The organism is Microbacterium sp. CIAB417 (assembly GCF_022788845.1).
The window spans coordinates 550,955-563,886 of the sequence record NZ_JAHZUT010000004.1 but is presented as its reverse complement, the minus strand read 5'-3'; the positions used below and the strand labels follow the sequence as shown (position 1 = coordinate 563,886).

Below are 12,932 nucleotides of genomic sequence, written 5' to 3'. Positions count from 1 at the left end.
TCACTGGTACTCCTCGAGCTTGCGGGTCTGGCGGAAACTCAGCGCCGAGATCACACCGACCACGATGAAGGCGATGATGGAGAGCGCGCTGGCGAGGCCGTAGTCGCTGGCGCCGCCCGAGACGCCGGACACGTCGTAGATGGCGGAGACCAGGATGTCGGTGGACCCGAGCGCGTAGGGGGCGCCCGCGATCGCCGGGCCGCCGTTGTTGAACGTGTAGATGACCGTGAAGTTGTTGAACGCGACCGCGAACGAGGCGATCAGCAGCGGCGCGGTCGACACCAGCAGCAGCGGCAGGACGATCGCGCGGAAGCGCTGCCACTTGTTCGCGCCGTCGATCTCGGCGGCCTCGAGCGTGTCCGACGGCAGCGACTGCAGCGCGCCGGTGCACACCAGGAACCAGTAGGGATAGCTCAGCCACACGTTGACGAAGATCACGGCGGCCCGCGTGAGCCACGGGTCGCCCAGCCAGTTGATCTGCTGGCCGAAGAAGAACAGGTCGTTGATGACGCCGAACTCGGCGTTGAACATGCCGCGGAACAGCAGCGCGGCCATGAACGCGGGGAACGCGTAGGGCAGGATGAACAACGCCCGCAGCACCCGACGGCCCTTCACCCGCGGGTCGTTGTAGACGATCGCGAGGCCCAGGCCCACCGCGAAGCTCAGCACGACGGACAGGATCGCGAACGCGAACGTCCACACCGTCACGCTGCCGAGCGTGGAGGCCAGGGCCGGGTCGGTGAACAGGCGGAGGAAGTTCTCGAAACCGACGTTCACGTACCAGCCCGCGGGGAGTGCTGTGCCGTCCTCGGCGACGAAGCTGCCGCGGTCGGTCGCGGTGTACACCGTGCCGGTCGTCGTGTCGGTGATCGTCTGCGCCTCGGCATCCCACACCAGGGTGGACTCGTAGACCGCGCCGGACGAGCCGTCGCGGGTGCGCACCGAGCCGTCGTTGGGGTCGTCAGAGACGGGCACGCGCAGCTCGGCGATCTCGGCCTGCAGGGCCGTGTCGCTGAGCACCGTGGCACGGGGGACGACGGTCCACCCCGGCACCTCCTCGGGGGCGCCGCCGCTTCCGAGCGACGCTCCGGATGCCTCGGACAGCGGCTCGAGGGCGGAGCCGACCTGCACGTCGCCGTCCTCGTCGACGATCGCGAAGCCGAGCTCGCCGCCCCGCTCGACGACGGACAGCGGGTAGGTGGGCGAGCCCTCGACGCGGCGCTCCCCCTGGATGAGGGCGGCCTCGACGGCCTGCTCCTGCGTGCCGATGTGTCCGGTGCCGTAGTTCGTGAAGGCGATGTAGGCGGTGTACCCGAAGATGAACACCTGGAAGACGAGGAGGAACACGAGCCCCGGGAGCAGATACTTCAGCGGCAGAGCCTTCTTGGTGAAGTACACCCAGTCCGCGATGACCACGAGCACGACGATCGCGCCCAGCACGATCCAGGACTCCACGCGCCACGCGGCGATGGCCGTCACGATGCCGAACGCGTTGATCAGCGCCATCAGGAGGAGCTTCACGAGGAAGCCCCATCCGAGTCCGCGGAAGCTGCGGGCGTGGGATTCGCGCGGGGACGGCGCAGGCTTCTCCTGCACGGGCGCTGCCGGTGTCGACATCAGTTCTCCTGTCTGCGGTTCCGGGCCGGGAGGCGGGACGCGCCTCCCGGCCCGGAGGGATCAACCCGCGATCGCGGCCTCGACGTCGGCGACCATGGTGTTCCAGGTGGACACCGGGTCGGCGCCGTTGATGATCTGCACCTGAGCGGCGTTCCAGAGGTCCCAGACCGAGCCCATCTCGGGGATCGACGGCATCGGCACGCCGTTCTGCGACGAGGCGACGAAGCCCGCGATGATCGGATCGGACGAGACCTCCTCGGCGAGAGCCGTCCACGCCGGGATGCGCGGATCGGCGTCGTACAGGGCGCGCTGCGCGTCCTCCGTGCCGAGGTAGTTCACCAGGAACTCCTGCGCGAGCAGGGCGTTCTCGCTCTGGCTGGACAGGTAGAAGCCCTGAACGCCGACGAACGGGGCCGCGGTCTCGCCGCCGGCCGACGGGATCGGGTTGACGACGACGTTCACGTCCGGGTAGGTGCTGATCGCCCACGGACCCTGGATCGTGTACGCGGCCTTGCCCGAGTTGAACAACTCGTTGTTGATGTCGTAGTCGACCGTGGTGGAGATGTAGCCGGTGCCGTTCGCTCCGTTCGCCCCCAGCCACGTCGCGAAGGCCTCGCCGTTCGCTCCGCCCATGCCGACCTCGCTGGTGTACGAGCCGGACTCGTCCTGCACGAAGACGGGAGCGCCGAAGGAGGTCTGGAACGGGTACATCGTGTAGCCGTCGCCGGTCTCGCCCTCGGTGTTGATGACGAACGGGCGCTCCGCGCCGGAGTCGATGCCCTTCTGGATCATCTCGTCCCAGGTGGCCGGTGCCTCTTCGCCCACGAGATCGGCGTTCTGCACGAGCGCGATCGATTCCAGCGAGTACGGCAGCGCGTAGAGCTGGCCCTCGTAGGTCATGGCCTCGACGGCCACCGGCTCGAAGCTCTCGACCTTGTCGCCGAGGTCGATCGTGTCCACGACGCCGGCGGCGACGAGCGCACCCAGCCAGTCGTGCGCTCCGACGGTGATGTCGGGCCCCTCGCCGGTGGGGACCTGGGCGATGAAGTCGTCGCGCAGGTCCTCGAAGTTCTTCTGCACGAGCTTGACGGTCGCTCCGGTCTCCTCCTCGAACGCCTCGGCGGCGGCGCTGATCGCCTCCTCGCGTTCGGCGTCGGTCCAGATGACCAGTTCGGCGCCCTCGCCGGACGGCTCTTCGGCCTCGGGAGTGCTCGAGCTGCATCCGGCCAGGATGACGGCGGCGGTCAGCGCGAATGCGCCGACTGCGATGTGCTTGCGCATGCGGTGTTCCTCTCTGTTGTGGCCGCCGACGCGCTTCGCTGAGCGAGCCGCCTCGTCACGACCGGTTGTGGACGACGGGCCACGGGACCCGTCGGTGTGGAGTTGTCAGGATGCTGCGGTGGTGCGGACCACGGCGACGCCGCCGGCGGGCACCGTGAGCGTGCCGTCGACGTCGGTCGCGGTGATGAGCTCGACGCCGGTGGCGGCGAGCTCGACGTCGTCGTCGCGATGGTTCACGGCGATGACGTAGTCGGTACCGCCCCGGCGGCGCGTGACGACTTCGAGTCCCTCGGGGCGGGATGCCGGGACCACCCCGGCGTCCGCGTACACGGCGCCCATCAGCACGCCCATGCCCACGGCGTCCAGCCGCGTGCTGACGTACCAGCCGGCGCCCGCGCCGTGCGCGTTGCGGGTGATCGCCGGCCCGTTCTCGCCCGGCCCCCCGGTGAAGCGCGCGATGACCTCGGCACCGTCGAGGGCGATGTCCTCCTGCCACACGTCGGCGCGGAACGCACCGCGTCCGGGCCATTCGACGTCGTGGCTGGCGCTCTCGCGCAGCGGCAGGAACTCCTCGACCGTGAGCCCGAGCGCGTCACGCAGCGGTGCGCCGAACCCGCCGATATGGACGGCGTCGTTCTCGTCCACGATGCCCGAGAAGAACGACACCAGCAGCGTGCCGCCGGATTCGACGTAGCGCGTGAGGTTCTCGGCATCCGCGGTGCTCAGCAGGTACTGGGCGGGGACGACGACGAGCCTGTAGCCCGAGAGGTCGTGCCCGGGGAGCGCGAAGTCGACCGTGATGCCGTCCCGCCAGAGCTGCTCGTAGAAGTGGCGCACCTGGGCGGCGTGGGCGACGTCCTCCGAGGGGCGCCATTCCAGGTCCTGCGCCCAGAAGGATTCGAAGTCCCAGAGCACGGCGACCTCGGCCTGGACCATCGAGCCCTGCACCTCGCCGAGCCGGTCGAGGGTCGCGCCGAGATCCACGACCTCGCGGAACACGCGCGACGCCGTGCCTGCATGCGGGAGCATCGCGGAGTGGAACTTCTCGGCTCCCGATCGCCCGGCGCGCCACTGGAAGAACAGGATGCCGTCGGCGCCGCGGCCGAGATGCGTGAGCGAGTTGCGCTTCATCTCGCCCGGACGCTTCGCGATGTTGCGGGGCTGCCAGTTCACGGCCGAGGTGGAGTGCTCCATGAGGATCCAGGGCTTGCCGCCTCCGACCGAGCGGGTGAGATCCGCGGCGATGGCGAGCCCGATGTGGGCGTCCTCGTCGGCGGCCCACAGGTAGTGGTCGTCCGAGACGATGTCGACCTCGCGACCCCAGGCCCACAGGTCCGTGGTCCAGCTCTGGTTCGCCATGAAGTTCGTGGTGATGGGCTGGTCGGCGTGCGCGCGGATGGCGTCGCGCTCGAGGATGAAGCAGGCCCGCAGCTGGTGGTCGGTGAAGCGCGCGAAGTCCAGGCGCTGGGCCGGGTTCACGACGCTCGGCGCGATGGCCGGGGCATCGATATGCTCCCAGGCGGCGTAGTGCTGGCTCCAGAAGGCGGTGCCCCACGCCGCGTTGAGGGCGTCCAGGGTCCCGTACTTCTCCTGGAGCCAGATCCGGAACGCGGCGACGGATGCCGGGGAGTAGTCCTCTCCGACCGGGACGCCGTACTCGTTGTGGACGTGCCAGAGCACGACGGCCGGATGCTTCGCATAGCGCGCCGCGATGGTGTCGGCGTACCGGACGATGGCCTCGCGGTAGGCCGGCGAGGAGTGCGAGGCCATGCCCCGCGAGCCGAAGCCCATCACCCGGCCCTCGCGGTCGATGACGCGCGCCTCGGGGTGGTTCGCGAAGAACCAGGCGGGCGGGGAGGCCGTCGGGGTGCCGAGGTCGACCGCGATGCCGTTCTCGTGGAGCAGGTCGAGCAGCTCGTCGAGCCATTCGAAGTCGAAGACGCCCTCGGCGACCTCGATGAGCGCCCACGAGAAGATCCCGACGCTGACGAGATTCACCCCGGCCTCCCGCATGAGCGCGACATCCTCGCGCCAGGTCTCGCGGGACCACTGCTCGGGGTTGTAGTCGCCTCCGTAGGCGATTCCCCGGAGCTCGGGCCAGGCGTGAGGGGAGGTCATCGGCACTCCATCGGGTCGGTGCAGGTGGTGCAGGTGAAACTGGGACCGGTCTCAGTCGGCGATCGGATGCCGCGGCTGGGACCGGTCTCAGTTCTACCTCATCGACGATGCCGGTGTCCGCCCTGATGCTCGAAGCGTTACCGAACTGAGACCGGTCCCAGCATGGGCTTCGCGGTTGCGCCGGAAGTGAGTAGAGTCACTCCGGTGAGCGATCTGACGGCGAAGCGGAAGCCGACGATCCGCGACGTGGCGGTGCAGGCCGGGGTTTCCCGCAGCACGGTCTCGCGCGTGATCAACGGCGGGCACTGGGTGTCCCCGGACGCGCGAGTCGCCGTCGAGGAGGCGATCATCGCCACCGGATACACGGCCAACCACCATGCGCGCAGCCTCGCCACCGGCCGGGCGGGATCCATGGCGTTCCTGCTGACCGAGCCGCAGCAGCTGCTGTTCGATGACCCCACGTTCGCGCTGCTGCTGCGCGGAGCCGCCGAGGCGCTGGCCCAGCGCTCGATGACGCTCGTGCTGCTCGTCGCCGGGACCGCGGCGGAGCGAGAGAGCGTGGCGCACTTCATCAGCGCGGGCCACGTCGACGGGGTCATGCTCATCTCCTCGCACGAGTCCGAGCCTCTGCTGGAGGAGCTCATCGACACCGGCATCCCGACCGTGTGCTGCGGCATCCCGCTCGGGCACGAGGGCGAGCTGTCGACCGTCTCGGTCGACGAGGTCGCGTCGGCGCGGGCGATGGCGGCGCACCTGCGGACGCAGGGCCACCAGCGGATCGGCATGATCACCGGTCCCGACGACACCCCGGGCGGGCGGTACCGTCTCGTCGGGTTCCGCGAGGAGCTCGGCGAGGCGTTCGACGAGTCGCTCGTGGAGGTCGGCGACTACTCGTTCGAGTCGGGGCAGGCCGCCATGGCCCGACTCATGGAGCGCGGCGTGGACGCCGTGTTCGCGGCGAGCGACCGGATGGCGGCCGGAGCCGTCGCGGCGGCACGCAAGGCCGGGCTGCGCGTGCCGGACGATGTCGCGGTCGCCGGTTTCGACGACTCGGGGCTGGCCGCGACGCACCAGCCTCCGCTGACCACGATGCGCCAGCCGTGGGACCAGATCAGCGCGCAGATGGTGACTGTGCTGCTGGACGTGATCGCGGGAGCCGAGCCCCGATCGGTCATCCTCGACACCGAGCTCGTGGTGCGCGCGAGCGCCTGAGGCGCGGGGCCGGATCAGCACGCGAGATCCGGAGAATAGCGCGAGATCCGGATGATCCCGGCAGATCCGTCCGGATCTCGGTCTCGTCTCCGGATCTCGGCGCGCGGCGGATGCGACGAGCGGCACGGTGCCGGATGCCAGTGGCCGACGCGGGATGCTCAGCGGCGCAGCGTCGCGCGCGTCGACGGGCGCGACTGCTCGGGCGTGAGCACCGCGAGCACTCGCACCAGCGTCGTCATCCAGAGCAGGCCGAGGCCGACGACGATGGCCTCGAGCACCGTGACCGAGTAAAGCCCGAACGGTTCGGCGAGGATCACCGCGACGGCGATCAGTACGCCCACGACGGCCGTCGTCAGCAGCAGGGGTGCCGGGCGGCCGGGAACGACGATCGTCGTCACGGCCGCGGCGGCGACGAAGAGCACGAGGGTCGCGAGGGCCGCGATGTTGTGCGCCACCAGGATGCGGTGGATCGGGAACAGTCCGACGCAGGCGAGGGCGATCCCGGTGGCGGCCCACAGTGCGACCACCCAGCCGACCCGGCCCAGCGCCTCGTCCCCGAGGATGCGGTGCAGGTCCCGACCGATGTACGACCCGACCGTGGCGACCAGGAGTCCCGCGACGACGAGCGTGCCATTGAACGCCCAGGAGCCGGCGCCGATGCCCAACTGGGAGAAGTTCAGCTCCCACCACCGCGGATCGGCGGCCGTGAGCATCGCGAAGAGCGTGCCGATCACGAGGTAGCTGAACAGCAGGCCGGCGAGGTCGCCGGTGTCGAGGCCGATGCCGGCGGTGAAGGTGAGGCGCCCGGCGACGGCCGCCGCCACGCCCGTGACGATCCCGCCGCCGATCGCGGGCAGCTCGAGCCCCTGCAGGCCGACGCCGAGGATCTCTCCGGCGAGCAGCACGCCCATCGCGGTGACGCAGGCGAAGGCGATGGTCAGGGCGATGGCGGACAGGTCCGAGACGGCCGCCTGCCAGCGGGGCATGGGCTTGGTCTCGCCGCGCCGGTGCAGGAAGGTGCTGACCACGAAGGATGCCGCGGCGATGGCCCCCGCGATCAGAGCGGCCGGGATGCCGACGGACCCGTCCCCCGCGATCGGCCGGGGGTTCCCCCACAGCGCGACGGTGCCGATGACCGCTCCGGCCAGGAAGCAGATCGCCGTGGCCCAGATCGCGCGGGTCTCGGCCAGCATCCGCTTCCCCTCATCCATGCCTCCATCGAACCATGCCCCGCCGACGCGCTTTGCCCCGTTCGGACTGACGCCCCCGGCTCGTCGGGCCCCTCCGTTCGTTGAGCGAGGACGGCGCAGCCGACCGAGTCGAACGCGTTCGCGACGGAAACCCCGTTTCGACTCGCTCCGCTCGCTCAACGACCGAGAGGGGTCGCGGGCGAGCGAAGCGATGCCCGCCCCGGCGCAGTCGTCGGCGCAGCCGACGCTGCCACTCCCCTCCCCTCACAAGAAGGGGTGGTGCGTCGCTCCGCAGCGAAGGGCGGAGGGGTGCTGACTTCGCGAGCATCGGGAGGGCCCCGGCGCAGCCGGGAGGGACCCTCCGCGAGCGAAGGCAGCACCCCGCAGCCCGGAGCGGTCGCCCCGGACCGATGTGCGGCGCTGGACACCGCGTTTCGACTCGCTCCGCTCGCTCAACGAACGAAGGGAATGCTCCCCGCCGGAAACCCCGTTTCGACTCGCTTCGCTCGCTCAACGAACGGAAGACACGAAGCGCGATCAGCCGCGCATCGCGACGCCCCGGCGCCAGTAGCCCATGAACGCCACCCGTCCCCGGTCCACCCCGAGGTCCTTCACGAGGTGCCGCCGCAGCGTCGTCACGACACCGCTCTCCCCGGCGATCCAGAAGTAGCGTTCGGTGGAGACGCCGGTGTCCTCGAGCTCCTCCCCGAGCCCGGAGTACACCGGCGTCTCCCACACCAGGTCCTCGCCGTCGATGTCGGTGACGGTGATCTCCGTGGTGTCGTCATCCCCCAGATAGTCGAGCACGGTCGGGATGAGGCGCAGCCCGTGGGCGGCCGTCCCCCGCGGCAGCCAGTGCACCTCGACCCCTTCCGGCGCGTCGATCGGGAGGATGTCTTCGGCGACCGGCACCTCGATGAAGGCGTGGCCGCGGAGGTCGCGCGGGGCGTCCTCGAGGATGCGGGCGATCGCGGGTGCCGCGGTCTCGTCGCCCGCGAGCAGCACGCTCGACGCGTTTCCGGGCGCGTACTCGATGCCACCGCGTTCCTCGCGGCCGCGCCGCGGACCGATGAGGAAGAGCTCCTTGCCGACCGAGGCGGAGCTCGCCCACAGCGAGGCAGGACCCGTGAGGCCCGGCGCCAGGTGCAGCACGAAGTCGATCACGACCTCAGTGCCGGCATCCGAGACCCGCAGTTCCCGGATCGAGTAGGTGCGCATCGCGCCGCGCTCCTCTTCGGGCACGGCCAGGAACGATCCCCACCAGTCGTCGCTGTCGCGGTCGAGCGGGGGCAGGATGCCGGACGCCGGCGGGAAGATGAGCTTGATGCGGGCGTCGAAGACATCACCAGGGGTGCCGAACTCGGCGATCTCGTCTCCGCCGAACGTGATGCGCACGAAGTTCGGCGAGACCCGTTCGACAGCGCGCACCTCGGCGCGCCCGAGCACGTACGACGACTTCTGCTTGGTGGTGGTCTCAGCGGACATGATGCCTCCCGATTGGTGTGACCATCGGCTTGCCGGAAACCGGGTCTGTGGTGATCTGATTGGCCATGCCGAACACGGCCTCGACGAGGTCGCTGGTGACGACCGCGTCGGGGGTGCCGGTGGCGTGCACGCGCCCGCTCTTCATCGCGACGAGCTCGTCGGAGTAGCGGGCGGCGAGGTTGAGGTCGTGCAGCACCATGACGATGGTGGTGCCGCGCGAGACGCTCAGGTCGGTGAGCAGGTCGAGCACCTCGACCTGGTGCGCGACGTCGAGGAAGGTCGTCGGCTCGTCCAGCAGCAGGATGTCGGTCTCCTGCGCGAGCGCCATGGCGATCCACACCCGCTGCCGCTGGCCGCCGGAGAGCTCGTCGACACTGCGATCCGCGAGGTCGGCCGTCCCGGTCGCGGCGAGCGCGTCGGCGACGGCCTCGTAGTCGTGGGCGCTCCAGCGCGAGAGCACCTTCTGGTGGGGATGCCGCCCGCGACCGACGAGGTCGGCGACCGCGATCCCCTCGGGAGCGACCGGCGACTGCGGCAGCAGTCCGAGGATGCGGGCGACCTCCTTGGTGGGGCGCGAGTGCACGGACTTGCCGTCGAGCACGATCTGTCCGGCGCTCGGCGACAGCAGGCGCGCCAGCGAGCGCAGCAGCGTGGACTTCCCGCAGCCGTTCGCTCCGACGATCGTGGTGATCTTGCCCGGGGCGAGGGTGAGGTCGAGCTCGTCGATGATCGTCCGGTCGCCGTAGGCGAGACGGACGCCCTCGGCGCTCAACTGGTGGGACGCGGTCACAGCGATGCCCCCTGTCTGTTGGTGCGGATGAGCAGGTAGATGAGGTACGGCGCCCCGAGGATGCCGGTGATCACGCCGACCGGAAGTCGGCCGGGGAGCGCGAACTGTCCGATGAGGTCTCCGCCGAGCACGAGCAGCGCCCCGATCATCGCCGAGGGGAGCAGGAGGTTCGCTCCGGGACCCGTGATGCGGGCGGCGATGGGGCCGGCCATGAACGCGACGAACGCGATCGGGCCGGTGGCGGCCGTGGCGAAAGCGAGCAGCGCGACGGCGCCGAGGATGAACAGCAGTCGCGTGCTGTTCACGCGCACGCCGAGACCGGCGGCCGAGTCGTCGCCCAGTCTCAGCATCCCGAGCGACCTCGACTGCGAGAACAGGAGCGGCAGGATCACGAGGGAGGCCAGCGCGAGCGGCGCGACCCGCTCCCAGGACGCGTTGTTGAGGCTGCCGGTGAGCCACTGCATGGCAGTCTGGATGTCCCATTGCGCGGCACGGGACAGCAGATACGAGATCACGCTCTGCAGCATCGCCGCGATGCCGATGCCGATCAGGATCAGCCGTGTGCCGGCGAAGCCGCCCTTGTTCGACAGCAGGTAGATCGCGATCGCCGTGATCAGGGCGCCGCCGAGGGCGAGCGCGGAGACGACCGGTCCGTCCAGGGAGAGCACGATGATGCCGATCACGGCGGCGACGCTCGCCCCCTCGGTGATCCCGATGATGTCCGGCGAGGCGAGCGGATTGCGCAGCAGTGTCTGGAACGAGACGCCGGCGATGCCGAACGCGATACCGGCGAGGATCGCCAGCGCCGTGCGGGGCAGCCGCAGTTCGCCGACCGTGAAGGAGGCCCCCGGGACTGTCTCGCCGAGCATGACGCGAATGACCTCGCCCGGCGTGTAGAAGGTGTCGCCGACCATCAGGGCCGTGGCGACGAGGGCGACGAGCAGACCCGCGAGGACGATCGTGGCGCTCGCGTGACGGCGGTGCCGGGCGCGCCGACCGGCGATGATCGCCCGGACGTCCGGTCGCACCTCGCCCGGAGCTGAGGCGGGGCGCAGCGGGGCGGTCTTCATGACGGTCACAGTTCGCGCACCTTCTGCCGGCGGACGATCCAGATGAAGAACGGGGCGCCGACGAGGGCGGTGATGATGCCCACCTGGATCTCCTCGGAAGAGGGCGCGATGACGCGCCCGATGATGTCGCTGCCGAGCAGCAGCACGGATCCCGCCAGGGCCGAGAACGGCAGCAGCCAGCGGTGATCCGTGCCGATGAGCATCCGGCACATGTGCGGGACGACGAGTCCGACGAAGCCGATGGGGCCGGCGATGGCGGTCGCGGCTCCGGCGAGGATGACGGCGCCGATCGCCGAGACGAGACGCGTGCGGAACACGTGCTCGCCGAGGCCGGCGGCCATGTCGTCGCCGAGCGCGAGCGAGTTCATGCCACGTGCGCAGGCGAAGCAGATCAGGGCCCCGACGGCGAGGACGGGCGCGGTCATCGCGATGCGCGGCCATTCGGCTCCGCCGACGCCGCCCACCTGCCAGGACTGGAACGACTGCAGGAGGTCCACACGCGGCAGCATGATCGCGCTGATGAGCGAGGCGAAGGCGGCGGAAGTCGCCGCCCCTGCCAGGGCGAGCTTGAGCGGCGTCGCCCCTCCGCGTCCGAGCGAGCCGACCGTGTAGACGAAGGCGGCGGCGAGCGCGGCGCCGACGATCGCGACCAACAGATAGCCGTTCGCGTCGGAGAGTCCGAGGAACGCGATTCCGATGACGACCGCGAGAGAGGCGCCGGTGGTGACGCCGAGGATGCCGGGGTCGGCGATCGGGTTGCGCGTGACAGCCTGCATGGTGGCGCCGGACAGCGCCAGGCCCGCTCCGATGAGGATCGCCAGGACGGTGCGCGGGATCCGTTTGATGATCGCGGCCTGGGCGATCGTGTCGTCGTGTCCGGCCAGCGCGCCGAGGACGTCGTCGACGGTCACGGCGCGCACGCCGAAGGACAGGGACAGGATGCTGAGCACGACGACGACGCCGAGCCCGGCCAGCAGCCAGAGCACGCGCACCAGCACCGGGCGCCGAAGGTCGACGGTGCCCGGTGCTGCGGTGACGGATGCTGAGGTCACTCGGAGACGAGCGGGGCCTCGAGCAGGGCGAAGTACTCCTCGATGCCCCACGGGATCGACAGCGGCGAGGGGTTCGCGGACGCCGCGAGGGGCGTCGCGTCGCCCAGGATGGCGATGCGCCCCTCGGCGATAGCGGGAATCTTCGACAGCAGCGGGTCCGCCTGAAGCACCGGGATGATCGACTCGTCGCCGTAGGTGACGAACAGGTCGACGTCAACGAACGCGTCCGCCTCCTCGGAGCTGGTGGTCAGGTAGAACTCGGTGCTGTCGGCGTTCTCCTCCACGATGGCCGGCATCGGGACGCCGATCGAGTGCAGGAACCCTGGACGCGTGTCGGCGGCCGTGTAATAGCCGATCTGGCTGAGGTCGTTGGGGTCGATGTAGCTGAAGAGGACGCTCGCGTCCTTCAGCGCGGGGTGCGCTTCGAGAGCGGCATCCGTCTGCGCGTGCAGGTCCTCGATGAGCGCGTCGCCCTCGTCGGCGAGCCCGAGCGCCTCGGAGTTCATGGTGATCATGTCCTCGACCGACGTCCCCCACGCGACGCCGGGGTACGCGACGACTGGTGCGATCTTGGAGAGCGTGTCGTAGTCCTCCTGCGTGAGACCGGAGTAGGAGGCCAGGATGACGTCAGGCTTCGTGTCCGCGACGGCCTCGTAGTCGATGCCGTCGGTCTCGTCGAAGAGCACCGGCGCCTCGGCATCCAGTTCCTCGAGTGCATCCTCGACCCAGGGCAGGATGCCGTCGCCGTCGTCGTCTCCCCAGGTGGCCTTGCTCATGCCGACGGGCACGATGCCGAGCGCCAGCGGCACCTCGTGGTTGGCCCAGGCCACCGTGGCGACGCGCTCGGGCTTGGCCTCGATGGTGGTCTCGCCGTAGACGTGCTCGATCGTCACGGGGAACGCGCCGTCGGATGCGGGGTTGCCGCCCGCGACGTCGGTGCTGGTAGGTGCGGAGGACGCGCAGGCGGAAAGGCCGGCGGCCAGCACGACGGCGGCGGCGAGGCCGAGGAGACGAGAGGTGCGCACGGGCATCCCTTTCGGAATCGGGGTCTGGGTGCGGCGCGAAGCGCCTTAAGCTTTGGTAAGCCTGCCCTAATCTAACAGAAGGTTAGGGTCGC

Annotated in this window: 10 protein-coding genes; 1 reads left to right on the top strand and 9 read right to left on the bottom strand. The window is 70.1% G+C overall.

Annotated elements, in window-relative coordinates:
* From KYX17_RS20135 to KYX17_RS20125, 3 genes are all read right to left on the bottom strand, one after another.
* Positions 1-1,617 carry an ABC transporter permease subunit gene (locus KYX17_RS20135; protein ID WP_243228941.1) on the bottom strand — a complete coding sequence of 539 codons (1,617 nt, stop codon included), beginning with the start codon at positions 1,615-1,617 and terminating at the stop codon, positions 1-3.
* Positions 1,618-1,677: 60 nt separating this feature from the next.
* Positions 1,678-2,898: an extracellular solute-binding protein gene (locus KYX17_RS20130; RefSeq protein WP_243228940.1), complete on the bottom strand. Its 1,221-nt coding sequence runs from the start codon at positions 2,896-2,898 to the stop codon at positions 1,678-1,680.
* A gap of 105 nt (positions 2,899-3,003) precedes the next feature.
* Positions 3,004-5,016, bottom strand: coding sequence for a beta-galactosidase (locus tag KYX17_RS20125; protein WP_243228939.1), 2,013 nt, complete (start codon positions 5,014-5,016; stop codon positions 3,004-3,006).
* Positions 5,017-5,178: 162 nt separating this feature from the next.
* Here KYX17_RS20125 and KYX17_RS20120 point away from each other — a divergent pair, with 162 nt between their 5' ends.
* Positions 5,179-6,228, top strand: a complete 1,050-nt coding sequence (locus KYX17_RS20120) for a LacI family DNA-binding transcriptional regulator (RefSeq protein ID WP_243228938.1) — start codon at positions 5,179-5,181, stop codon at positions 6,226-6,228.
* Positions 6,229-6,386: 158 nt separating this feature from the next.
* On the opposite strand, the gene KYX17_RS20115 is transcribed toward KYX17_RS20120, so the two are convergent.
* The 6 genes from KYX17_RS20115 to KYX17_RS20090 form a co-directional block, all read right to left on the bottom strand.
* Positions 6,387-7,439, bottom strand: a complete 1,053-nt coding sequence (locus tag KYX17_RS20115; RefSeq protein WP_243228937.1) for a DUF998 domain-containing protein — start codon at positions 7,437-7,439, stop codon at positions 6,387-6,389.
* A gap of 516 nt (positions 7,440-7,955) precedes the next feature.
* Positions 7,956-8,903 carry a siderophore-interacting protein gene (locus KYX17_RS20110; RefSeq protein ID WP_243228935.1) on the bottom strand — a complete coding sequence of 316 codons (948 nt, stop codon included), beginning with the start codon at positions 8,901-8,903 and terminating at the stop codon, positions 7,956-7,958.
* A complete protein-coding gene (locus KYX17_RS20105) occupies positions 8,893-9,693 on the bottom strand; it encodes an ABC transporter ATP-binding protein (protein ID WP_243228933.1) in 801 nt (266 codons plus the stop codon). The genes KYX17_RS20110 and KYX17_RS20105 overlap by 11 nt, the downstream gene beginning before the upstream one ends.
* Positions 9,690-10,763, bottom strand: a complete 1,074-nt coding sequence (locus tag KYX17_RS20100) for an iron chelate uptake ABC transporter family permease subunit (protein WP_243228931.1) — start codon at positions 10,761-10,763, stop codon at positions 9,690-9,692. The genes KYX17_RS20105 and KYX17_RS20100 overlap by 4 nt, the downstream gene beginning before the upstream one ends.
* Positions 10,764-10,768: 5 nt before the next feature.
* The gene (locus KYX17_RS20095; protein WP_243228929.1) at positions 10,769-11,815 is read right to left on the bottom strand and encodes an iron ABC transporter permease; all 1,047 of its coding nucleotides are present in this window, start codon (positions 11,813-11,815) and stop codon (positions 10,769-10,771) included.
* Positions 11,812-12,840: an iron-siderophore ABC transporter substrate-binding protein gene (locus KYX17_RS20090; protein WP_243228927.1), complete on the bottom strand. Its 1,029-nt coding sequence runs from the start codon at positions 12,838-12,840 to the stop codon at positions 11,812-11,814. Before KYX17_RS20090 ends, KYX17_RS20095 begins: the two co-directional genes overlap by 4 nt.
* Positions 12,841-12,932: the final 92 nt, after the last annotated feature.